General features: G+C 67.6%; 20 protein-coding genes and 1 tRNA gene. 15 read left to right on the top strand and 6 right to left on the bottom strand.

Annotation, left to right across the window (positions count from 1 at the left end; translation table 11 throughout):
• The first annotated feature begins 47 nt into the window (after nucleotides 1-47).
• Entirely contained in the window at nucleotides 48-1,601 is a 1,554-nt protein-coding gene (locus ABZX12_RS05955; RefSeq protein ID WP_355690245.1) for a metallophosphoesterase, read from the top strand.
• A gap of 111 nt (nucleotides 1,602-1,712) precedes the next feature.
• Entirely contained in the window at nucleotides 1,713-3,164 is a 1,452-nt protein-coding gene (gene pyk, locus ABZX12_RS05960; RefSeq protein ID WP_355690247.1) for a pyruvate kinase, read from the top strand.
• Nucleotides 3,165-3,270: 106 nt separating this feature from the next.
• On the opposite strand, the gene ABZX12_RS05965 is transcribed toward pyk, so the two are convergent.
• Together ABZX12_RS05965 and ABZX12_RS05970 are read right to left on the bottom strand one after the other, a co-directional pair.
• Nucleotides 3,271-4,020 (bottom strand): transcriptional regulator, encoded by a 750-nt coding sequence (locus tag ABZX12_RS05965; protein WP_355690248.1) that lies wholly within the window; start codon nucleotides 4,018-4,020, stop codon nucleotides 3,271-3,273.
• 36 nt (nucleotides 4,021-4,056) lie between these two features.
• Nucleotides 4,057-4,130 (bottom strand) — tRNA-Leu (locus ABZX12_RS05970).
• Between the two features lie 72 nt (nucleotides 4,131-4,202).
• Here ABZX12_RS05970 and ABZX12_RS05975 point away from each other — a divergent pair.
• From ABZX12_RS05975 to ABZX12_RS06005, 7 genes are all read left to right on the top strand, one after another.
• Nucleotides 4,203-4,976, top strand: a complete 774-nt coding sequence (locus tag ABZX12_RS05975; RefSeq protein ID WP_355690249.1) for a transcriptional regulator — start codon at nucleotides 4,203-4,205, stop codon at nucleotides 4,974-4,976.
• 15 nt (nucleotides 4,977-4,991) lie between these two features.
• Nucleotides 4,992-5,579 (top strand): response regulator, encoded by a 588-nt coding sequence (locus ABZX12_RS05980; protein ID WP_344197031.1) that lies wholly within the window; start codon nucleotides 4,992-4,994, stop codon nucleotides 5,577-5,579.
• A gap of 337 nt (nucleotides 5,580-5,916) precedes the next feature.
• Entirely contained in the window at nucleotides 5,917-7,158 is a 1,242-nt protein-coding gene (locus ABZX12_RS05985) for a branched-chain amino acid ABC transporter substrate-binding protein (RefSeq protein ID WP_355690251.1), read from the top strand.
• A gap of 85 nt (nucleotides 7,159-7,243) precedes the next feature.
• Nucleotides 7,244-8,560: a branched-chain amino acid ABC transporter permease gene (locus ABZX12_RS05990; RefSeq protein WP_355690253.1), complete on the top strand. Its 1,317-nt coding sequence runs from the start codon at nucleotides 7,244-7,246 to the stop codon at nucleotides 8,558-8,560.
• Nucleotides 8,557-10,272, top strand: a complete 1,716-nt coding sequence (locus ABZX12_RS05995; protein ID WP_355690255.1) for a branched-chain amino acid ABC transporter permease — start codon at nucleotides 8,557-8,559, stop codon at nucleotides 10,270-10,272. Before ABZX12_RS05990 ends, ABZX12_RS05995 begins: the two co-directional genes overlap by 4 nt.
• Nucleotides 10,269-11,105: an ABC transporter ATP-binding protein gene (locus tag ABZX12_RS06000; RefSeq protein ID WP_355690256.1), complete on the top strand. Its 837-nt coding sequence runs from the start codon at nucleotides 10,269-10,271 to the stop codon at nucleotides 11,103-11,105. The genes ABZX12_RS05995 and ABZX12_RS06000 overlap by 4 nt, the downstream gene beginning before the upstream one ends.
• A 118-nt stretch (nucleotides 11,106-11,223) precedes the next feature.
• Entirely contained in the window at nucleotides 11,224-11,940 is a 717-nt protein-coding gene (locus ABZX12_RS06005; RefSeq protein WP_355690258.1) for an ABC transporter ATP-binding protein, read from the top strand.
• A gap of 27 nt (nucleotides 11,941-11,967) precedes the next feature.
• Here the strand turns inward: ABZX12_RS06005 and ABZX12_RS06010 are convergent, their stop codons facing one another.
• A complete protein-coding gene (locus ABZX12_RS06010; RefSeq protein WP_355690260.1) occupies nucleotides 11,968-12,708 on the bottom strand; it encodes a DUF554 domain-containing protein in 741 nt (246 codons plus the stop codon).
• 124 nt (nucleotides 12,709-12,832) lie between these two features.
• Between ABZX12_RS06010 and ABZX12_RS06015 the strand changes: the two genes are divergently transcribed.
• Nucleotides 12,833-13,408: a GNAT family N-acetyltransferase gene (locus ABZX12_RS06015; protein ID WP_355690262.1), complete on the top strand. Its 576-nt coding sequence runs from the start codon at nucleotides 12,833-12,835 to the stop codon at nucleotides 13,406-13,408.
• A gap of 141 nt (nucleotides 13,409-13,549) precedes the next feature.
• Here ABZX12_RS06015 and ABZX12_RS06020 read toward each other — a convergent pair whose 3' ends face one another.
• Nucleotides 13,550-13,966, bottom strand: a complete 417-nt coding sequence (locus ABZX12_RS06020; RefSeq protein ID WP_355690264.1) for a hotdog fold thioesterase — start codon at nucleotides 13,964-13,966, stop codon at nucleotides 13,550-13,552.
• A 74-nt stretch (nucleotides 13,967-14,040) separates the two neighbouring features.
• On the opposite strand from ABZX12_RS06020, the gene polA reads away from it, so the two are divergent.
• Complete coding sequence (gene polA / locus ABZX12_RS06025; protein WP_355691309.1) at nucleotides 14,041-16,743, top strand: DNA polymerase I; 2,703 nt, start codon at nucleotides 14,041-14,043, stop codon at nucleotides 16,741-16,743.
• A 1-nt stretch (nucleotide 16,744) separates the two neighbouring features.
• On the top strand, nucleotides 16,745-17,593 hold the full coding sequence (locus ABZX12_RS06030; RefSeq protein WP_355690266.1) for a hypothetical protein: 849 nt from the start codon (nucleotides 16,745-16,747) through the stop codon (nucleotides 17,591-17,593).
• Here ABZX12_RS06030 and ABZX12_RS06035 read toward each other — a convergent pair.
• Nucleotides 17,577-18,056, bottom strand: coding sequence for an NUDIX domain-containing protein (locus ABZX12_RS06035; protein WP_355690267.1), 480 nt, complete (start codon nucleotides 18,054-18,056; stop codon nucleotides 17,577-17,579). The two genes, ABZX12_RS06030 and ABZX12_RS06035, sit on opposite strands and share 17 nt — an antisense overlap.
• A 249-nt stretch (nucleotides 18,057-18,305) precedes the next feature.
• Between ABZX12_RS06035 and ABZX12_RS06040 the strand changes: the two genes are divergently transcribed.
• The 3 genes from ABZX12_RS06040 to ABZX12_RS06050 are packed head-to-tail and all read left to right on the top strand — an operon-like array spanning nucleotide 18,306 to nucleotide 21,980.
• A complete protein-coding gene (locus ABZX12_RS06040) occupies nucleotides 18,306-20,057 on the top strand; it encodes an extracellular solute-binding protein (protein ID WP_355690269.1) in 1,752 nt (583 codons plus the stop codon).
• The gene (locus ABZX12_RS06045; RefSeq protein ID WP_355690270.1) at nucleotides 20,054-20,992 is read left to right on the top strand and encodes a carbohydrate ABC transporter permease; all 939 of its coding nucleotides are present in this window, start codon (nucleotides 20,054-20,056) and stop codon (nucleotides 20,990-20,992) included. The genes ABZX12_RS06040 and ABZX12_RS06045 overlap by 4 nt, the downstream gene beginning before the upstream one ends.
• 4 nt (nucleotides 20,993-20,996) lie before the next feature.
• Nucleotides 20,997-21,980, top strand: coding sequence for an ABC transporter permease subunit (locus ABZX12_RS06050; protein ID WP_355690271.1), 984 nt, complete (start codon nucleotides 20,997-20,999; stop codon nucleotides 21,978-21,980).
• Here the strand turns inward: ABZX12_RS06050 and ABZX12_RS06055 are convergent.
• Nucleotides 21,966-23,237, bottom strand: a complete 1,272-nt coding sequence (locus ABZX12_RS06055; RefSeq protein WP_355690273.1) for a polysaccharide biosynthesis protein — start codon at nucleotides 23,235-23,237, stop codon at nucleotides 21,966-21,968. The two genes, ABZX12_RS06050 and ABZX12_RS06055, sit on opposite strands and share 15 nt — an antisense overlap.
• Nucleotides 23,238-23,390 lie beyond the last annotated feature (153 nt).

The raw sequence follows: 23,390 nt of genomic DNA on the forward strand, positions 1-23,390 counted from the left end.
TCTGGTTGGTCGGTGCTCAAAGTGGTCAGTGTCGATAGGTTGGGAGTGTGGCAACGCGCCTGGTGACGAAGGCCCGGCTCCGCGCGATCGCGCCGTGGGCCACCCTCGTCGTGCTCTGGCTGGTCACCTCGGTGACGATCGGCCTGGTTGCGTTCGCCAACGACTCCGAGCGCGTCACGATCGGTGCACACGCCGCGACCGTCTCGCCGACGTTCGACGGACACGCGACGGTGGACCTCGGCGCTGTCCTGCCGCGGCTGCGGATCGCCAGCGACAACCCGCTGGGGCTCGGCGTGAACGTCGACGTCCAGGAGACGGACGCCGCCAACCTCACCGACCTGATCAACCGCGACGCCCTGATCGCGGCCCAGCCCGACGGTGAGATCGGGCGGATCCAGCAGGTGATCCAGGAGATGGCCGTCGACGACGCCCTGGCCGGAGCCGGCTCCGGTCTGCTGGTGGTCGTCGTGGTGGCGACGGTGTGGGCGATGATCGGCGTCCGCCGCCGCCGGGAGCTGTGGCACCTCGTACACCGTCACGAGCGCCGGCTGGAGCATCGGGCGATCGTCGTCCTGGTCGCGATGCTGATCACGATCGCCTCGATCTTCGGCCCGGGACGGATGCGGCCCGTCGACGTACCGCCGACCGAGTGGAAGCCGCTCGCCGACCTGCTGCCGGAGATCCCGCTGGACGAGCAGCTGCAGGGCGTCGAGGTCGCCTCCGGGTTCTCCACCACGGGCGGCGTCGGGGTGATCCGGACCGCGGTCGAGACGTACCAGCGGTCGTCCCGGTTCTACGGTCAGCTGAAGGACTCGGTGGCCGATGTCGCCACCCAGATCCACCAGCCCGCCGAAGGGCAGAAGGTCGCACTGCAGGTCAACGACCGGCACGACAACATCGGCATCGACGGCTTCGCGGCCGAGGTGGCGAAGGCCGGCGGGGCGAAGATCCTCATCGACGCCGGTGACGACACGTCGTCCGGCCAGGGCTGGGAAGTCTTCAGCATCCACTCGCTGCGGCAGCACTTCAAAGACTTCAAGGTCGTCGCGGTGGCCGGCAACCACGACGCGGGCGGTCACATCGAGGACGCCATGCGCAAGAACGGGTTCACCGTGCTCGACAGCAAGCCGGTCGAGGTGGAGGGGATCCGGTTCCTGGGCGACAGCGACCCCACCAAGACCGGGCTCGGGAGCGCCGACAGCCCCGGCGACGAGACCATCGAGCACCAGTCCGGGCGGCTCGCGGACGTCGCCTGCGACCAGCCCGAGAACAAGCGGATCTCGACGTTCGTGGTCCACGACCCGGCGTCCGGCGCCGACACCGCCGCCCGCGGGTGCGCGCGACTGGTGCTTTCCGGCCATCTGCACCGGCAGGTGGGGCCGGAGAGCCGGGTGGTCGACGGGCGGTCCGTGACGACGTACACCAACGGGACGACCGGGGGAGCGGCGTACGCCTTCGCGCTGGGGTACACGCTGCGCCGGCCCGGGCAGGTCACGTTGATCACCTACGACAAGGAAGGGCAGCCGATCGGCCTGCAGAGCGTCACGGCCGAGCTGACCGGGGCGATCACTGTCGGGGCCTACACACCCTTGCCTTCTTGACGATTCAGGCGTCTCGTCAGGCACTGCCGCCGGTTGTCTTCTACTTTTAACTGTCCAGTAACGGGGGCGGACCAGCAGGCCCAGTGGTTTGCAGGAGTAGGGTTTTGTGACGTGCGTCGCGCAAAGATCGTTTGTACGCTCGGCCCGGCTACGGCCGCCCCGGAGCGCATCACGGAACTCGTCCAAGCTGGCATGGACGTCGCAAGGCTCAACCTGAGCCATGGTGCCCATGCCGAGCATGAGCGCATCTACCAGCGGATCCGCACCGCTGCGGCGGAGACCGGGAGCAACGTCGGCATCCTGGTCGACCTGCAGGGCCCGAAGATCCGGCTGGCCGAGTTCGCCGAGGGCAAGGCAACGCTCACCTACGGCGAGCGCTTCACGATCACCACCCGGGAGGTGCCCGGCGACCAGACCATCTGCGGTACGACGTACGACGGTCTGCCGGGTGACGTGAAGCCGGGCGACCAGCTGCTGATCGACGACGGCCGGATCGCCCTGGTCGCCGAGGAGGTCACCGAGACCGACGTGATCTGCCGGGTCACCGTCGGCGGGCCGGTCTCCAACCACAAGGGCATCAACCTGCCCGGCGTCGCGGTCAGTGTGCCCGCGCTGTCCGAGAAGGACGCCGAGGACCTGCGCTGGGCGCTGCACCTGCCCGCCGACATGATCGCGCTGTCGTTCGTCCGGGACGCCGCCGACATCCAGTTGGTGCACAAGATCATGGACGAGGAGGGTCTGCGGATCCCGGTCGTCGCCAAGATCGAGAAGCCGCAGGCGGTCGCCAACCTCGACGAGATCATCGAGGCGTTCGACGGGTTCATGGTGGCCCGCGGCGACCTCGGTGTGGAGCTGCCGCTCGAGGACGTCCCGCTGGTCCAGAAGCTGATCATCGACCAGGCCCGGCTGAACGCGAAGCCCGTGATCGTCGCCACCCAGATGCTCGAGTCGATGATCTCCGCGCCGCGGCCGACCCGGGCCGAGGCGTCCGACGTCGCCAACGCCGTACTCGACGGCGCCGACGCGGTCATGCTGTCCGGCGAGACCAGCGTCGGGCGGTTCCCGATCGAGACCGTCAAGACGATGGCCCGGATCGTCGAGGCCACCGAAGAGCAGGGCCTCGGCCGGGTCCACGAGATCGAGTGGGAGCCGAAGACCAAGGGCGGCGTGATCGCCCGCGCGGCCGCGGACGTCGCGGAGCGGCTGGACGCGAAGTACCTGATCGCGTTCACCCAGTCCGGCGACACCGCCCTCCGGCTGGCCCGCTACCGCACCGAGGTCCCGCTGCTCGCCTTCACCCCGGTCCCGTCGGTCAGCTCCTGGCTGAGCGTGGTGTGGGGCATCGAGACCCACATCGTCCCGACCGTCGACCACACCGACGAGATGGTCCGCCAGGTCGACCAGCGCCTCCTGGAACTCGGCAAACTCAGCAAGGGCGACCTGGTCGTCATCGTCGCCGGCTCCCCGCCCAGCATCCCCGGCTCCACCAACGCCCTCCGAGTCCACCGCATGGGCGACGCCATCGAAGGAATAGCCCCCGCCTACCGCAACCCCAACCCGTAACCACCGGGGTCAGCGGGGAAGAACACAGAGCAGTGGTTGAGGCGGATGGTCAGCTGACCGTCCGCCACAACCACACTCATGCCAAAGAACCCGGGGGTTGGCGCGCTCAGGACTTTGGGCCGATGAAGGTGTCGAGGTAGGTGACGGCTTCTCGGCGGGCTACGGAGAGGGCGTTGGGGCGGGGCATGCGCCAGGGGATGGTGAGCAGGTCCAGTGCCCACTGGCAGATACGCATGATGTCGGGGGATTCGTTGGAGAACATGTAGCGCGGGTATTCGTACCGCTTCAGCCGCCCTGCGACCGTTCGCGTGGTCCAGTTGGCTATCCGGCAGCCGTCGGAGTTGAACAGGCCGCGGAGGAACAGTTCGGCGTACTGAGCAGCGATTTCGTGCTGCCACTCGGCGAGGGTGATGGTACGGCGGTGCTTCGGGCCGGGGCCGTGCTGCGGAAACAGGCATGGCCAGTGCTTCCAGTACGAAAGAACCGACGTGTATCCAATCGCCTGCACCCGATGCACCGGCCGGCTCGGGTGCACAGCTCGTACGGCGGACTCGGCCTCGTCGATCAACCGCGGATAGACGTCGTCACAGGCGATCCGCAGCGAATAAACGTCCCGCCGGTGGCGGGACAGACAGCCGTCGCCGAGATACAAACCGAGCAAGTGCGCGTACGACTGTGCATCGAGCGTCCCGGTGCCACACCGCGGGCACTCGCTCGGCCGCGCTGAACGGTTCCCGCGATCCCGCCAGTCACGCAGCGCCGCCCGACTGATCCCGAGCCGCTTGCTGATCGAGTTCAGACTCTCCCCGGCGCCGATCGCCGCTAGTGCGATCGCCCGCGTCCGCTCGTCGTACATGACCCCAGCTTGACCGGGACCACTGACAGATTTCTGTGCCCTGGGTGGGATTCGAACCCACACTGTATGGTGTTTGAGACCATCTTCTCTGCCGGTTGGAATACCAGGGCATCGCGTCGAAGATCTTAGCCTAATGGATCGGTCGATCCGCAAAATGTCGGTGGTCGCCGAGATCCTGTGGCATGGGGCACATCAGGTCGCAGGAGACGGTGGATTCCGCGTTGCGGATGTCGGACAACGGGGTCAGCGACAAGACGAATGCCGAGATCCATGGCGTGGCGGTCAAGACGATCCGGCGGTGGCGGCGGCTTTATCAGCGTGGGGGGATGCCTCGTGGGGGCAGCCGCCCGGCAACGCCGTGTCCGCGGTGCGATGGGGCCGGGCTGGACGAGGCGGCGTACGCGTTGTTGCTCGGGTGGTATCTGGGCGACGGGTCGATCGCGCGGGCCCGGCGGGGTGTGTTCACGCTGCAGATCATCAATGACGAGCGGTATGTCGAGCTGAACCAGGAGATCGCGGAGACGATCAAGCGGGTGAAGCCGAATGCGAGTCCTTGCCTACGGGGAGGCGGCGGCGCGATCAGGGTCGAAGCGCGGTGGAAGCACTGGCCTTGTGTGTTCCCGCAGCACGGCCCGGGACGGAAGCATCTGCGCAAGATCGAGCTGGCCGACTGGCAGCTCGAGATTGTTGCCAGGTACCCCGAGCAGCTTCTGCGTGGGTTGTTCCACTCGGACGGGTGCCGAGTTGTGAACTGGGCGAGCAGGCCGGGACGGGAGAAGCGCTACTTCTACGTCCGCTACCAGTTCTCGAACCGGTCCGATGACATCCGGAAGATTCTCACGGATGCGCTGGATCTGTTGGGGATCCCTTGGCGGCACCCACGGTGGGACACTATCGCGGTCAGCCGGAAGGAGGCTGTTGCTGCGCTCGATGCCTTTGTGGGTCCTAAGTCGTGAGGGGGGATCGATAAGGTGTCGGGTGTGACTGCTAAGCGTGTGGTGATCGCTGAGGACGAGGCTCTGATTCGGATGGATCTGGCTGAGATGCTCGCGGAAGAGGGGTATGACGTCGTCGGGCAGGCGGGGGACGGCGAGGAGGCGATTCGGCTGGCGATCGAGCAGCGGCCGGATCTGGTGATTCTCGACGTGAAGATGCCGAAGCTGGACGGGCTGAGCGCGGCGGAGAAGATCGCGGGGGAGCGGATCGCGCCGGTGCTGATGCTGACCGCGTTCTCGCAGCGGGAGCTGGTCGAGCGGGCGCGGGACGCGGGCGCGATGGCGTACCTCGTGAAGCCGTTTTCCAAGGCCGATCTGCTGCCGGCGATCGAGATCGCCGCGAGCAGGTACGTCGAGCTCGCCGAGCTGGAGCGGGAGGTCGCGGACCTGGCCGAGCGGCTGGAGACGCGCAAGCTGGTGGATCGCGCGAAGTCGATCCTGCAGACCAAGTTCGGGTTGTCGGAGCCGGACTCGTTCCGGTGGATCCAGAAGACCGCGATGGACAAACGAGTCTCGATGCGTCAGGTCGCCGAGCTGGTCGTCAACGAAGCCGGCGATTCCTGATCGGGCAGCCACCGCCGCGGGTCGGTGAGGAAGTTACGTTGCCAGTCTGCGTTTCCGGTGCGTCGTAACGTCTCGTGAACGTCTGCGGGCATTCGTGACGAACCGTGGCGGCCGTCTCGGCGGCCGAGAGTAATTCTCACCGAGCAAAACCATTCGCTGACGCTATGTCACCGTCAGACCCGACCAGACAGCAATCAGGTCAACGGACGATGCTTACCGGGGTAACGACCTCACAACACAGCCGATGCGCTGTTCGCTTGGAACCATCGCGGGGTCTAACCTGCCGGTGCTCGTGGCAAATGCGCGAGAGTCCCGGATTCGCTGGGACTATCCAGACATGGGAGGAACAGTGCACCAGCGTTCCGTAGTACGGGTCGGCGCGTCGCTGATCGTTGCGTCGTTGGCCCTGACTGCCTGCGGCTCACGCAGTGGCAACGACTCCGGGGGGGACTCCGGAGGCTCGACCAAGACCGCGAAGATCGGCGTCATCGCGCCGCTGTCCGGAGACTTGTCGGCCCTGGGTCTGGGTATCCAGCACTCCGTCGAGTTGGCCGTCAAGCAGGCCAACGACTCCAACGCGATCCCGGGCTGGAAGCTCGAGGTGGACGCGAAGGACGACGAGGCCAAGACCGAGCCGGGTAAGAACGCCGCCACGGCCCTGGCCAGCGACAAGGACGTGATCGGCGTGGTCGGCACGCTGAACACCAGCGTCAGCCAGCAGGTGCAGCCGGTGCTCGCCCCGAAGAACATCGTCCAGGTCTCGCCGGCCAACACCGGCCCGGGCCTGACCCAGGGCGCGAAGTGGCAGACGGACCCGAAGCGTCCGTACCCGACCTACTTCCGGACCTGCACGACGGACGCCGTCCAGGGTCCGTTCGCGGCGCGGTACCTGTACGAGACCGCGAAGATCACCAAGGTCGCCACGATCCACGACAAGAAGGCGTACGGCCAGGGCCTGGTCGGTACCTTCACCGAGGAGTTCAAGAAGCTCGGCGGTCAGGTCGTCACGGCGCAGACCATCAACCCGGACGACTCGAACTACCAGGCAGTCATCTCCGCGGTGAAGCCGTCCAACCCGCAGGCCGTCTACTACGGCGGTGAGTACCCGAACGCGGGTCCGCTGTCGCAGCAGATGAAGGCCGCCGGCCTGAACGTCCCGCTGATGGGCGGCGACGGCATCTTCGACCCGAAGTACATCACGCTGGCCGGCAAGACCAGCGACGGTGACCTGGCCACCTCGGTCGGTGCTCCGGTCGACAGCCTCGAGTCGGCGAAGAAGTTCGTCTCCGACTACAACGCGCAGAACTACAAGGAGCCCTACGCCGCGTACGGCGGCTACTCCTACGATGCTGCGAACGCCATCATCGAGGCGCTGAAGGTGTCGCTGAAGGACGCCAAGGACGTCGAGTCCGCCCGGCAGGCGACGGTCGATGCCATGAGCAAGGTCTCCTTCGACGGTGTGACCGGCAAGGTCGCCTTCGACCAGTACGGTGACACCACCTCCAAGGTGCTCACCGTCTACAAGGTTGCCGGCGGCAAGTGGGCCACCGTGGAGACCAAGGACTTCGAGAGCAAGTAAGCAGAGTCGACCTCATGTCTCGGGGGTGGGAGCGATCCTCCCACCCCCGTGGCGTGTCATTAACCGAGGCAGATGGGAGGTCGACGTGGACCAGTTCTTGCAGCAGCTCGTCAACGGGTTGACCTTGGGCTCGCTGTACGCCCTGATCGCGGTCGGGTACACCGTCGTGTACGGCATCGTGCAGCTCATCAACTTCGCCCACGGCGAGGTGTTCATGATCGGTGCGTTCGGCGCACTGACGACGTATCTGTTGTTCTTCAACGGTGAGACCAGCGTGTGGATCCTGCCGGTGATGATCGTCGGCGCGATGATCGCGTCGGTCGGCACCGCGGTGGCCATGGAACGTGTCGCGTACCGTCCCCTGCGGAACGCGCCACGCCTCGCCCCGCTGATCACCGCGATCGGTATCTCCGTGTTCCTGCAGGAGTTCGTCCGGCTGTTCTACGACCAGCCCCAGTGGACGGTCGTGGTGCTCACGGGTCTGGCGATCGGCGTCGGCTACCTGATCGGCGGGCGGGTGGCCAAGATCGACCTGAACCACCCGATCTCCAAGTGGTTCGACCGCGCTCCGCTGCTCGGCGCCGCCGGCGGCGCAGTCGCGGTGTGGGTCGCCGTCCGGCTGGTCGACCCCGACCTGAATGCCCTGCTGATCGTCGGGGTGGTCGTGCTCGGCGCCCTGGTCGGTACGGCGATCGGGTGGCTGGCCGGTGCGGCCGTACGCCGTCGCGCCCGGAGCCAGACTCCGGTACCGGCGATCGCTGCCGCCGCTGCCGGCGCGGTCGTGATCGCTGAAGTCAGCTGGGTGCTCTACGCGAAGCTGATCAGCAACGTCGACTGGCCGAGCGCCAAGCTGCGCATCCCGTTCCCGCAGATCGATGTGGTGAGCGGCACGGCCCTGCAGGTCGGCGGTGTGACCATCCAGCGGTCCGCGATCTTCACGATCGGGGCGCTCGCGGTCTGTTCCGTGCTGCTCTGGTTCTTCGTCAACCGGACCCGGATGGGCCGCGGTATGCAGGCGGTGTCGCAGGACCCGGACACCGCGCGGCTGATGGGGATCAACGTCGACCGGATCATCGTGGTCGCGTTCGCCCTCGGTGCGGTGCTGGCGGCGATCGCCGGTGTCTCGCAGGGGCTGCAGAACACCAACATCGAGTTCCGGATGGGCTTCCTGGCCGGTCTGAAGGCGTTCACCGCCGCGGTGCTCGGCGGTATCGGCAACATCTTCGGCGCCGTCGTCGGTGGTCTGGTGCTCGGCGTCATCGAGGCGATGGCCACCCAGTACATCCCCGGCCAGTTCGGCGGTAGTACCTGGAAGGACGTGTGGGCCTTCGTCATCCTGATCCTGGTTCTGGTGTTCAGGCCGCAGGGCCTGCTGGGCGCGAGGGTGGTGGACCGCGCATGACCGACGTACAGGCTCCTGTCGACGACGTCGCCGAAGCACCGGTGGCGAAGCCGGGCAAGCCGATCGCATGGCCGCTGGGCCTGGTCGGCGTGGCGTTGGTGATCGTCGGATCGTTCCTGTCGTGGAGCTACGACGGGTCGATCCTGAACGACCTCTCGATCAACTTCTATCCGGGCGGCCTGCAGATCCTCGCGATCATCGTCGCCGTGCTCTCGCTGGTGCTGCTGCTGGCGGAGCGGGGGCCGCTGACCAAGCTGGGCTCCTGGCTGGACGCGACGCTCGGCCTGCGGGCCTTCGGCGTCGGCCTCACGCTGTACATGGTGCTGGTGATCGTCGCGATCTCGGTGGAGTCCGACGGCCTGATCAACGTCAACCCCGGTGCGTACGTCACGCTCGCCGGTGCCGCGTTGATCGCGGTGTCGGCGTACCTGCTGCCGCTGCACCAGTTGCGGGACATGAGCCACGCGCGCCTGCCGGACTGGCTGGAGATCTTCCTGATCTCCGCGATGATGGCGGTGGTGCTCTTCGTCGCGGCGTACGCGCTCGGGCTGGGCGACGCGTGGTCGTTCATCCTGTGCCTGGTGTTCGTCGCGACCGGCGCGACCGGGCTGTTCCGGACCGGTGCGATGACGTTCATGTCGCACGCCGGGCAGCGGCACCGCAAGGTGCTCACGCTGGCGGCGTTCGCGGCGGCGTTCCTGTTCCCGTTCACGCAGAACGGCTCGGACGCGAACATGTCGATCGCGGGCTCGGTGCTGGTCTTCAGCGCGACCGCGATGGGCCTGAACATCGTGGTCGGCCTGGCCGGTCTGCTGGACCTCGGGTACATCGCGTTCCTGGGCTCCGGCGCGTATGTCGCCGCGACACTGTCGACATCGGCGTTCGCGACCATCAACTGGAAGCCGCCGTTCCTGCTGGTCATGCTGATCGGCGCCGGTGTGGCGGCTCTGCTGGGCCTGATCATCGGGTCGCCGACACTGCGGGTCTCGGGTGACTACCTGGCCATCGTGACGCTCGGGTTCGGTGAGATCTTCCGGTTCTCGATGTTCAACCTGGACGGCAACAACGGCCCGAACCTGACCAACGGGCCGAACGGTATCCCCGGCATCCCGGACCTGGAACTGTTCGGGTTCAACTTCGGCGACGCGCACACGGTCGCCGGCATCGAGCTCGGCCGGTTCTCGAACTACTACTTCCTGCTGCTGCTCCTGCTCGGCTTCGTCATCCTGACGTTCGCCCGGCTGAACAACAGCCGGATCGGGCGTGGCTGGGTGGCGATCCGGGAGGACGAGAAGGCCGCCGAGGCGATGGGCGTGAACGTCTTCGGGCTGAAGCTGCTCGCGTTCGCGGTCGGCGCCTTCCTGGCCGGTCTGGCCGGCACCATCAAGGCCCACCAGGACGGCGCGGTCAGTCCGGACCAGTTCATCTTCCTGGAGTCGGCGTTCCTGCTCGCCGCGATCGTGCTCGGCGGTATGGGCACCATCGCTGGTGTGCTGCTCGGTGCGACGATCCTGAAGCTGCTGCCGGAGAAGCTGCGGTTCTTCTCGGAGTACCGGCTGTTCCTGTTCGGCATCCTGCTGGTGCTGATGATGCGGTTCCGTCCCGAGGGCCTGGTGGCGAGCAAGCGGCGCCAGCTCGAGTTCCACGAGGAGGACGAGGCGTTGGCCGTCGAGGTCGAAGAGGAACGGCTCGCTGTCGAGGAGGCGAAATGACGGTGACCGACACCCAGGACACGGCCGAGCGCTCGATCGGCGCCCCGGTTCTGGAGGCCTCCGGCGTGACCATGCGGTTCGGTGGTCTGCTGGCGGTGAACGACGTCAACCTGACGGTGCGCGAAGGGGAGATCGTCGGCCTGATCGGTCCGAACGGGGCCGGCAAGACGACGTTCTTCAACTGCCTCACCGGTCTCTACAAGCCGACCAGCGGGCAGGTCCGGTTCTCCGGTACGCCGTTGCCGCCGAAGCCCCGGGCCGTGGTCCGGGCCGGGATGGCGCGGACGTTCCAGAACATCCGGCTGTTCGCGAACATGACCGCGCTGGAGAACGTGATGGTCGGGCGCTACTGCCGGACCAGTTCGGGCGCGATCACCTCGGTGCTGCACGGCCCGAAGTTCCGCCGCGAGGAGGCGGCCTCCCGGGCGCGGGCCCAGGAGCTGCTCGATTTCGTCGGTCTCGGCAAGTTCACCGAGCACCTGGCCCGGAACATGCCGTACGGCGACCAGCGCCGGCTCGAGATCGCGCGGGCGCTGGCCACCGACCCGAAGCTCATCCTGCTGGACGAGCCGACGGCCGGCATGAACCCGCAGGAGACCCGGCAGGCCAGTGACCTGATCTTCAAGATCCGGGACTCCGGCCTGTCGGTCGTGGTGATCGAGCACGACATGCGGTTCATCTTCAACCTCTGCGACCGGGTGCTCTGCCTGGTCCAGGGCCAGACCCTGATCGAGGGCACGCCCGAGGAGGTGCAGTCGGACCCGCGGGTCATCGAGGCCTACATCGGCACCGGCGAGGACGAAGAGGACGAGGTACCCGGAGGGGAGGTCTGATGGCCGTACTGATGCCGCGACTCCGTCGCGGCGGGTCATGGGGCTGTTGCCCCCTGTCTTCCCTCGTCGCTCCAGTCGCTTCGCTCCCTCCGCTCCTCAGTCCAGACAGGGAGGCCCCATGACCACGATGCTCGAGGTCAAGGACCTGGAAGTTGCCTACGGCAAGATCAAGGCCGTGAAGAAGATCAGCTTCAGCGTCGAGCAGGGGCAGGTGGTGTCGCTGATCGGCACCAACGGCGCCGGCAAGACCACCACGCTGAAGACGATCTCCGGCCTGCTCCGGCCGACCGGCGGCGAGATCTGGTTCCAGGGCGAGCGGATCGACCACGTGGCGGCGCACGACATCGTCACCCGCGGGCTGGCGCACTCACCCGAGGGCCGGCGGATCTTCCCGCGGCTGTCGGTCGAGGAGAACCTGATGCTGGGCGCGTTCTCCCGCAAGGACCCGGGAGGTGTGCGGGGCGACCTGCAGGCCGCGTACGACCTCTTCCCGATCCTGGGGGAGCGGCGCAAGCAGCCGGCCGGGACGTTCTCCGGCGGTGAGCAGCAGATGCTGGCGATGGGCCGGGCGATGATGAGCCGGCCGAAGCTGCTGATGCTGGACGAGCCGTCGATGGGTCTGTCACCGATCATGATGAAGCGGATCATGACCACGGTGACCGAGTTGCAGCAGCAGGGCACGACGATCCTGCTCGTCGAGCAGAACGCCCAGGCCGCGCTGAAGCGGGCCGACTACGGGTACGTGCTCGAGGTCGGGAAGATCGTGCTGTCCGGCACCGGCCGGGACCTGCTGGTGAACGACTCGGTCCGCAAGGCCTACCTGGGCGAGGACTGACCCGGGATCGACGCGGGCGTTGCCGGTTCAGTTGCGGATGACAACGAGCAGCTGAACCAGCAACGGCGCGACGAGCAGCGCGGGCAGCAGGTCGGCCACGGCGACCTGCTTGAGCTTCAGAAGTCTGAGCGCGACACCGATGAGCATCACGCCGCCGGTCGCGCCGAGCGCGGTCACGTGGGCGTCGGGCAGGACGTCGCCGAGGATCGCCCCGACCGCGGTCATCGATCCCTGGACCACCAGGACGACCAGTGCGGACGCCGCCACGCCCCAGCCGAACGACGCGGCGAAGGCGATCGACGCGAAGCCGTCCAGCACCGCCTTCAGGAACAGCTGGTCGGCGCCGCGGCCGAGCCCGTCGGACAACGAGCCGAGGAACGTGAGCGGGCCGACGCAGAACACCATCGAGGCGGACACGAACCCCTCGACGAAGGTGCTGCGGCCCTCGCCGCGGTCGAACCGGCGCTGCATCCAGCCGCCGAAGTCCTCCAGCCGCTGCTCGATCCGCAGCAGCGAGCCGATGATCCCGCCGATCAGCATCGCGCCGAGCACGATCAGGATCGGCGCGCTGTCGCCGACGGCGTCGCTGAGCACGTCGTCGCTTACCGTCAGTGCCCCGCTGATCGCGATCAGGAGCGTGACCAGTCCCAGCGCGTCGGTGACTAGGTCGCGGGTGCGGTGACTGAGACGGTGCCCGACGAGTACGCCGAGTACCGAACCGACGAGCACCGTCGCGACGTTGACGACGGTCCCGATTCCGATGAACAAACTGGTCTCCAGACCGCTGTTGTCAGCTTTGCATGTGACCCCCGAGGGCCTACTGTTGCGCGAGGACGAGCGTATCGGCCCGTCTGTTCACCTCGGGGGTGGACCGGACCGGGAGGTCGCTGTGGTGGCTGCCGTCGAGGTGAGGGACGCCCGTGCGGGCGATGCCGCCGCCCTGGTGGCGATGTGGCGTGAGCTCAGCACCGCCGCGGGTCTGCCGTCCCGGCTCCCGGCGCCGCCGTCGGAGGCCGCCGCCGAGGTTGCCGTCAGCAAGCACCTGGACGATCCGTTCGGCCGGCTGCTGGTCGTCGAGCTGGACGGCCAGGTGCACGGGATGGCCTACCTGCGCCGTACCGCGATCAGCCCGCTGCACGACGACACCACGGTCACGATCGAGTACCTGCACGTCAGCGACTCGGCCCGCCGGCACGGCCTGGGCAAGGCGCTGATCGCGGAGGCGGTCGCCTGGGCCGAGCACGAGAGCTGCGTGCACCTGGCCGTGGTCGCGCCCGCGATCGCCCGCGAGGCGAACCGGTTCCTGGCCCGGCTCGGCCTCGGGCAGGCCGGCGTACTGCGGTTCGCGAACACGCACACCGTGCGCCGCCGGCTCAACGCCGAGCACGCACCGAACCTGCTCGCCCTGCTGTCGTCGCGGCGCTCGGCGATCGCCCGCCGCGCAGTCAGCTCCCGGGCGGAGCCGTAGAGGCCCGGCGAGTAGGGAGCGCCTGCTGCGCGCCGTCCCGCGGGCGCTGGGCGGCGTTGTCGTCGGTCGGAAGGACTCCGTCCTGCCTCCCTCCTCCGCCTTGCCCAGCACTCCGCGGGACGACGCTCGCGACGGCGCTCCCTACTCGCCGGGCCTCTGAATCAGCTGGCAAGTGATCCGCGCCGTGCAGACCCGCTTGTCCCGCTCGTCGGTGACGATCACCTCGTACGACGTCGTCGTCCGGCCGAGGTAGATCGGGGTCGCGACGCCGGTGACGACCCCGTCGCGGACGGCGCGGTGGTGGGTCGCGTTGATGTCCACACCGACCGCGACCTTGCCGTACGTCGCCGCGTGCAGGGCGGAGCCGATCGAGCCGAGGCTCTCGGCGAGGACACAGGACGCGCCGCCGTGCAGCAGTCCGTACGGCTGGGTGTTGCCCTTCACCGGCATGGTGGCCACGACCCGCTCCGCGGTCGCCTCGCCGACGACGATTCCCATCGTCTGCAGGAGGGTGCCCTCCAGGGCCATGCCCGGTCCGAGATTCGATTCATCTGTCACGGAAGCAGTGTGTCAGAACTGTCCCCGGGAGCCACTAGAGTCGGTATGTGGCTGCAGAGACGGATACGACGACGATGACCAAGGATTCCGCGACCCCGGGCGCCGGGCGACCGCGGATCCTGCTGCTGGACGGGCACTCGCTGGCCTACCGGGCGTTCTACGCGCTCCCGGTGGAGAACTTCTCCACCACCACGGGCCAGCACACCAACGCGGTGTACGGGTTCACCTCGATGCTGATCAACATGCTCCGCGACGAGCAGCCCACGCACGTCTGCGTCGCGTTCGACGTCTCCCGCAAGACCTTCCGCACCGAGCAGTACGCGGAGTACAAGGCCGGCCGGTCGAAGTCGCCGGACGAGTTCAGCGGCCAGATCTCGCTGGTCAAGGAGGTGCTGGAGGCGCTCCGGATCCCGACCACGGAGATCGACGGCTGGGAGGCCGACGACATCATCGCGACGCTCGCCACCCAGGCCTCCGAGCAGGGTTTCGAGGTGCTGATCAGCAGCGGTGACCGGGACTCGTTCCAGCTGGTCAACGAGAACGTCACGGTGCTGTACCCGAAGCGCGGCGTGTCCGAGATCGCCCGGATGGATCCGGCCGCGATCGAGGAGAAATACGGCGTCGGCCCCCGGCTGTATCCGGATCTCGCCGCGCTGGTGGGGGAGCAGAGCGACAACCTCCCGGGCGTGCCCGGTGTCGGTCCGAAGACGGCCGCCAAGTGGCTGAACCAGTTCGGCTCGCTGAACGACGTGGTCGACCGGGTGAACGAGATCAAGGGCAAGGCCGGGGAGTCGCTGCGTGAGCACCTCGCCGACGTGATCCGGAACCGGCAGATCAATGAGCTGGTCCGCGACCTCACCTTGGACGTCGCGGTCGACGACCTGGCCCGGGTGCCGTGGGACCGGGAGAAGGTGCACACGCTGTTCGACAGCCTGGAGTTCCGGGTGCTGCGCGAGCGGCTGGTCGCCGAGCACGAGGAGGTCGACGCGACCGTCGACCACGGGTTCGAGCTGGACGGTGCGCAGCTGAAGCCGGGCGAGGTGGGCGCCTGGCTCAAGGAGCACGTCAGCGGCGGCGAGCGGGTCGGCGTCGCGGTGCAGGGCAGCTGGGGCGGCGGCACCGGTCAGATCACCGGGCTGGCGCTGGCGAACGCGTCCGGTGCGGCGGCCTGGTTCGACCCGACCACGATGACGCCGGACGACGACTCGGCGTGGCAGGCATGGCTGGCCGACGAGAAGCAGCCGAAGGCGCTGCACGACGTGAAGGGCCCGCTGCTCGGGTTCCTGGAGCGCGGCTGGACGCTGGCCGGCCTCAGCTCGGACACCCAGCTGAGCGCGTATCTCGTCCGCCCGGACCAGCGGGCCTACGATCTGGCCGATCTGACGGTGCGTTACCTCAAGCGCGAGCTACGCAACGAGGAGGCGGAGAACGGTCAGCTCAGCTTCGACGACGTCGAGGGCGGTCCGGCCGCGGACCACACGATGCTGCGGGCGCGCGCGATCGCCGACCTCGCCGACACCCTCGACGCCGAGCTCGAGAAGCAGGCCGGGACGGCGCTGCTCGCGGACGTCGAGCTGCCGCTGATCCAGGTCATCGCCGGGATGGAGCGCGACGGCATCGCGGTCGACCGGCCGTACCTGGAGGAGCTCGAGGACCGGTTCGCCACCGGCGTCCGGGAAGCGGCCACCGCGGCGTACGAGGTGATCGGCAAGGAGATCAACCTCGGGTCGCCGAAGCAGCTCCAGGTGGTGCTGTTCGACGAGCTGCAGATGCCGAAGACCAAGCGCACGAAGACCGGCTACACCACCGACGCCGACTCGCTGCAGGCGCTGTTCGAGAAGACCGAGCACCCCTTCCTGGCGTACCTGCTGGCGCATCGGGACGCGACCCGGCTGCGGCAGACGGTCGAGGGGCTGCTGAAGACGATCAGCCCGCGCGACGGCCGGATCCACACGACGTTCAACCAGACCATCGCGGCGACCGGGCGGCTGAGCTCCACCGAGCCGAACCTGCAGAACATCCCGATCCGCACCGAGGAGGGCCGCCGGATTCGGCAGGCGTTCGTGGTCGGCGAGGGCTACGAGTCGCTGATGTCGGCCGACTACAGCCAGATCGAGATGCGCATCATGGCGCACGTCTCGCAGGACCAGGGCCTGATCGACGCGTTCAACTCCGGGATGGACTTCCACTCGGTGACCGCGTCCCGGGTGTTCTCGGTCGAGCCGTCCGCGGTGACCCAGGAGCAGCGCGCGAAGATCAAGGCGATGAACTACGGCCTCGCCTACGGCCTGTCGGCGTACGGGCTGAGCCAGCAGTTGAAGATCGGCGTCGACGAGGCCAAGGGACTGATGGACGAGTACTTCGAGGGCTTCGGCGGGGTCCGGGACTACCTGCGGTCGATCGTGATCGACGCCGGCAAGACCGGGTACACCGAGACGATCCTGGGCCGCCGGCGCTACCTGCCGGACCTGACCAGTGACAACCGGCAGCGGCGTGAGATGGCCGAGCGGATGGCGTTGAACGCGCCGATCCAGGGCTCGGCCGCCGACGTCATCAAGATGGCGATGCTGAAGGTCGACCGCTCACTGCACGAGTCCGGCCTGAAGTCGCGGATGCTCCTCCAGGTCCACGACGAACTGGTCTTCGAGATCGCCCCGGGCGAGCGGGAGGCCCTGGAGGAGCTGGTCCGCCACGACATGGGCCACGCCGTCGACATGGCCGTCCCCCTCGACGTCTCGGTAGGCATCGGCCGCACCTGGCACGAAGCCGCGCACTGAGTTGACGGAGCCGACTCGGCCGTTCAGATGGGACCTGATCCGGCCGGACAACCTCGGCTCGCTGCTCGACGACGTCCAGACCTGGGAGCTGTTCTTCCTGGAGGACCTGGTCCGCTGCGCGGCCCGGGTCCTCGGACAGTGCGGCGACGGCGACCTGTACTTCGTGGGCCGCTCGGTGGACAGCCTGTTCGACTTGCTCAGTGGGGCGCTCGCCGGTACCGGATGGAGCTCGAGGTTGCATCCCCTCCCGCTGTCGCTGTTCGGTGGTGACGGCAAGGGCTTCACCGACACCGAGCTCCGGCAGCTCCGGACCAACCTGGCTGCGGACGGTCTCGCTCCGGCGGACCTGATGCGGGGGCGGCCGACGGTGTTCGTCGATCTGGTTCACGAAGGGTCGACGTTCGGGAACCTGTACGGCGTGCTCCGGCGGTGGATCGACGACGAGCACGCGCAGTGGGACGTGATCCGCCGGCAGCTCCGGTTCGTCGGGATCACGACCCGGACGAAGACCAGCCCGAACACCTGGCGCTGGCAGCAGCACGCCGATTTCGCGGCCGAGCTGCCGGCCTCGGCGATCCGGAACGTGTCGCTCGACGCCCGGCTGTGGTCGTATTTCGGCAATTACCAGCACAAGACCGCCGGCTCCTTCCGCCGTACCAGGTGGACGGCCCCCGAGGCTGCGGATCCGCGCCGCGACGAGCGGACCCGGATCGCGCTGGCCGAGGCTGTGCGGGTCGTCGCCGCCGGGCGGTCGCCGGAGGTACGGCGGATGCTCGCGGAGCTGCTGAGCCGGGAGCCGGCGATCAGGGAGCGTTGGCTCCGGGACCTGCAGGTCAGCCTTCGGCGGTGACGAAGACCGGGGCCGGACCGGGGGAGAGGGCGTTCTCGATGCAGATCCGGTCCCGGGCCGGTAGGTCCGGAAGGTCGTTCAGCGGCCACCAACGGACGTCGAGGGACTCGTCGTCGTTCACGCGGGGCTCGCCGGCGACGGCACGGCAGCGGAAGCAGAGGTCGAGGAACTGGACCTGGTCGCCGTTCGGGTAACTGCTGGGCGGCAGTGACTCGACGCTGACCAGACGCTCGGCCACGGCCTCGACCGCGGTCTCCTCCTGGATCTCGCGCACCAGCCCGACGGCCGGCTGCTCGCCCGGCTCGAGGATGCCGGCGACCAGGCTCCACCGGCCGTTGTCGGCGCGCCTGACCAGCAGGACCTCGTCGCGGTCGTTCAGCACCACCCCGCTGATCCCGGTCAGCCACAGCAGGTCGTTCCCGATCTTCTGGCGCAACTCGAGGATGAACTTCGGCGTCGGCATGCCCAGCACCCTACCCAGGCCGGTCCAGGACCTTTCTTCAGCGCAAGGAATTTGGGTGCCCGCACGCAAGCGGTAACCGCTTGCCGCGCAAGATACGAACAGTGACCGATCGATCCCTTTCAGTGGCGGCGAGCTCTTCCGTAGCGTCCTGATCTATGTCATTCTCCCGGGCAAAGATCCGAGATCCTATTGGATATCCGTATCGGATCTCGTATCGACTTCGTTCCGACCAGCCGCCTAGGAGGAACCATGCCGAACGACGACGCGCGCAAGGGGCTCAGCCGTCGATCACTCATCGCGGGGGCGATCGGACTGACCGCGGCGACAGCCGGCGGCGGTCTGCTCAGCGGGTGCAGCGGCTCGAGCAGTGCGAGCAGCGGCACCGGCGGCGCCGGGCAGGCCGCGCCCAGCGTCACTCTCGGCCCGAAGCTGACGACCGTGCAGTACCCCGAGGGGTACGTCGGCCCGGTCGCCCGCGAGCTCAAGCCGATTTCCTCGGAGAAGGTCACCTTCAAGATCGTCGTACCGCAGGACGTGACGATCGGCGACTGGCGGACCAACGCGTTCACGAAGTGGCTCGAGCAGAAGACCAACATCCACATCGAGTGGAACCAGATCGGCGGTACCGACGACGACATCATGACCAAGGTGAACGCGATGATCGCCGCCGGCGACATCCCGGACGCCTTCATGGGGATCCACTTCACCCGGTCGCAGCTGTTCCTGTACGGCCAGCAGGGCCTGTTCACCGACGTCGACCAGTACATCGGCTCGTACGCGCTGAACCTGCAGCAGGCGATGAAGGACTACCCGGACGCCCGCAAGCTGGTCCAGGCGCCGGACAAGAAGATCTACTCCTTCCCGAACGTCAACGACTGCTACCACTGCCGGGCGAGCAACGGGCGCACGTTCCTGAACACCGACTGGATCGAGCAGGTCGGGCTGGACGTCCCGGAGACCACCGACGAGTTCGTCGAGCTGCTGCGTGCGTTCAAGAAGGCCGACCTCGGCGGCAACGGCCGGACGATCCCGTTCTGCGGCTACAAGGACGCGCCGCTGGACACGTTCTTCATGAACTCGTTCCTCTACAACCCCGGCGATCCGTGGCTGGTGGTGAACGACGGCAAGGTCGACGTGACCTTCACCAAGGACGAGTGGCGCGAGGGCCTGAAGTTCATCCACGGGATGTACGCCGAGGGCCTGATCAACAAGGACGTGTTCACGGCCGACCAGGACCAGATGGACCGCTACGGCAACGCGCCGGGCAAGCCGATCATCGGCGGCGCCCGCTCGTACTACTGGGGCGGCTTCCTGGACATCGACCAGAAGGACCCGAACGCGCGCTGGCGCAAGTACCTCGCGGTCCCGCCGCTGAAGGGGCCGAACGGGGTCCGGTACGCCGCCTGGAACTACCTCGGCGTCGGCGTCGAGGTGGCGAAGCTGGTGATCACCAAGAAGTGCGCGAAGCCGGAGCTGCTGGTCCAGTGGGCCGACGCTCAGATGGAGCTGGAGGCGATCCTGCGCGGATACGGCGGCCCGAAGTTCGAGTGGGCCAAGAAGGGTGAGCTCGGGATCAACGGCAAGCAGGCGGTCTACGGCTTCTCGGCGACCTGGAACACCGAGAAGAACGTCAGCTGGAGCCAGGACAACACGATGTACCGCTCGCAGGACTTCCGGCTCGCCGAGCGGGTGAACCCGAAGGACCTGACCTTCGAGAAGCCGCTGTACCAGCAGACCGTGGACAACTACTTCCCCTACAAGCAGCCGCAGGAGATGCAGTTCCCGCCGGTCACGCTGGACCAGGACCAGGCCGCGCAGGAAGCGGAGCTGAAGACGAACCTGAAGAGCGAGGTCAACCTGTCGTTCTCGAAGTTCGTCACCGGGCAGCTGGACCCGAACGACGACGGCGCCTGGAACGACTTCAAGGACCGGGTCGAGAAGATCGGCGTGAAACCGTACCTGGACCTGCAGCAGGCCGCCTACGAGACCTACAACGGATGAGTGCCGCCGGGACCTTGCCGCCGGACGAGCGGCGGCTGGGCGGAGGCGCGCCGATCCAGGACACCCGCGGCGACAAGATCGCCCTGGCCTGTATCTACGCGGCCCTCGGCCTGTTCTGCCTCGCGATCCTGTACCCGATCGTCTACGTGCTCAGCGCCTCGGTCAGCAACACCAAGAAGGTGTCGGCCGGCGAGGTGTGGCTGTGGCCGGTCGGCTTCACGCTGGACGCGTACAAGGCGATCTTCGACTACGACGCGATCGTCAGCAGCTTCGGCAACTCCGTGTTCTACGCGGTCGCCGGCTCCTGTGTCGCCACGGTCCTCACGCTGCTCGCGGCGTACCCCCTGTCCCGCAAGGGTTTGCCGGGCAAGGGGCTGATCATGGCGGCGTTCGTGTTCACGATGATGTTCAGCGGCGGACTGATCCCGACGTACCTGGTCGTGGATCAGCTCGGCCTGCTGAACACCCGCTGGGCGATGATCCTGCCCACCGCGATGGCGGTCTGGAACGTGATCATCACCCGGACCTACTTCATGGTGACGATCCCGGAGGAGCTGGTCGAGGCCGGGCGGGTGGACGGCTGCAGCGACTTCGGGTTCTTCTGGCGGATCGTGCTGCCGCTGAGCAAACCGATCATCGCGGTGAACCTGCTCTTCTACGCCGTCGGCCAGTGGAACACGTTCTTCAACGCGCTGATCTACCTGACCAACGAGCACCTGTTCCCGCTGCAGGTGGTGCTGCGGCAGATCCTCATCCAGAGCAAGGTCGACCCGTCGCAGATGCCCGACACGAGCAAGCTCGCGCAGCTGAAGGAACTCCAGCAGCAGCTCAAGTACTCGCTGATCGTGATCGGGATGATCCCGCCGTTGCTGGTCTACCCGTTCGTGCAGAAGCACTTCGTCAAGGGGGCCATGGTCGGCTCGCTGAAGGGATGAGCACATGACGACCTCGACACAAGCCCGTCCGGCGGTGCGTGACGCCGCCCACAAGCGGACCCGCTCGGCGAAGTCCTCGGTCGGACTCGGACTCCGGATGCGGCGGCACTGGCAGCTGTACGTGATGCTCGCGCTGCCGTTGATCTGGCTGGCGATCTTCGCCTACTGGCCGATGTACGGCGTGGTCATCGCCTTCAAGGACTACAACGTCGTGTCCGGGATCCTCGGCAGCCCGTGGGTGGGACTCAAACACTTCGACCGGTTCGTGGAGTCGTACCAGTTCTGGCGGCTGATCCGGAACACGGTGTTCCTGCACGTGTACGAGCTGGTCGCGACGTTCCCGTTGCCGATCATCCTGGCGCTGTGCCTGAACACGGTCCGCAAGAAGTGGTTCAGCCGGTCGGCGCAGCTGATCACCTACGCGCCGCACTTCATCTCCACCGTGGTCGTGGTGGGTCTCATCGTCGTGCTGACGAACCCGAGCACCGGCGTGGCGAACAGGCTCATCGGTCTGTTCGGTCTCGGCCCGGTCGACTTCCTCGGTGACGCCGGGCTGTTCCGGCATCTCTACGTCTGGTCGGGTGCCTGGCAGACCATGGGGTTCGCGGCGATCATCTACCTGGCCGCGTTGACCACTGTGCCGCCGGAGCTGCACGAGGCGGCGATCGTGGACGGCGCGTCGCGGTTGCGGCGGATGTGGCACATCGACCTGCCCGCGATCGTGCCGGTGGCGGTGATCCTGCTGATCCTGAACATCGGCTCGATCCTGTCCGTCGGGTTCGAGAAGGTGCTGCTGATGCAGAACAACCTGAACCTCGACACCGCCGAGGTGATCGACACCTACGTGTACAAGATCGGCCTGGCGTCCGCGGTTCCGCAGTTCAGCTACGCGACCGCGATCGGCCTGTTCCGATCGGTGATCGGGCTGGTGCTGCTCGTCGTGGCGAACACGTTCGCCCGGCGGTTCGCGAAATCAAGCTTGTGGTGAGTCGGCGGCCTGGCGGTGGAGACCCGCGGCCAGGACCGCCGACAGCAGCAGCGCGCAGGTGCTGGTCATCGCGACCAGCACCTTCACGCCGTTCAGGCCGGTGGCGAGACCGGTGCCGAGCACGATGCCGGCGGCCGCGGCGAGCACGACCAGCCCGATCCAGATGCCCAGCGCGGCGCGCTTCTCCTGCTGCGCGATCGCGGCGTACACGACCAGCTGCAGGACGGCGTACGCGGAACCGGAGACCGCGAACAGCCAGGTGTACGGACCGAGCGGCGCGTACTTGTCCGCGCCGCCGATGACCGCGACGACGAGATCGGGAAGGATCAGCGTGCCGATGACCGTGCACACACCGAGCCCCGCGACGGCCGCGATCGCCTTGCGCAGCCGCTGGGTGTCACCCGGGGACTGTGCGAGTGTCGGGAACACCAGCACGATCACGAACTGCGGCAGGAACAGGCAGGCCTTCGCGATGATCACGCCGGCCGCGTAGTAGCCGCTGTCGGTGCCGTCGAGCAGGGCGCGGGCGAACAGCACGTCGGCGTTGGCGATGACGAAGAACGCGAGCAGCGTGTGGGTGCCGAATGCCGCTTCCCGCAGCACGGTCTTGATCTGCTCCTTGGTCGCACCCGTCGATCCGCGGAGGACCCAGCGGCCGACGATGATCGGTACGGCGGCGCCGAGCGCGAGACCGATCATCGCCGCGTCGAGCGTCGGCCGCACCAGCAGCGCGCCGCCGCCCAGGACGAGGCGGCCGACACCGGTCAAGGTGTAGATGACGGCCAGCTCGGTCCAGCGTTTGCTGCCCTGCAGGACGCCGAGCTGCGCCCCCATCACCGTCAGGCAGCCGAGCGTCGGCGCGAGCAGCACGATCGAGACCACCGAGTCGATGTGCAGCAGCCACATGAAAACGGGCGTGAGCGCGAGACAGACCGCGGTCAGTACGAGCGCCGCTCGGTTGCCCGCCTTCAACATCGTGTCGGCCAGTGCCCCGGCGCCGGCACCGGAGTGCGTGGCGAGCTGCCGAGCCCCGGCCGCCTGCAGGCCGAGCGAGGCCACGTTGCCGATCAGCAGCAGCCCCAGCAGGGCCGTGAGGGCGCCGAACTGCTCCGGGACGAGCCGGTGGGTGCCGATCAGCGTGAAGCCGTAGGCGGCCACGTTCATGATCGCCATGGCCACGGCGACCACAGTGGCCCGCCGCAGGAAGGCCAGGCGCTTGGCCTTCGGTGCACTGGCCGGTGTGGTGCCAGACGTCATTCGCGCTGCCTCGGATCGATGGTGTGACGGTGCTCGACCTCACCGTACGGCTTGTCCGGCCCAGCGTCACAACGGACCTGCCCGGCGGCTGCTGGTCGCCGCGAACGGCGGACCGGCTGCCGTGAGCGATTACCTCGACACAGCCTCCATCAC

The sequence above is a fragment of the Kribbella sp. NPDC003505 genome (assembly GCF_040610875.1).
GTDB lineage: Bacteria > Actinomycetota > Actinomycetes > Propionibacteriales > Kribbellaceae > Kribbella.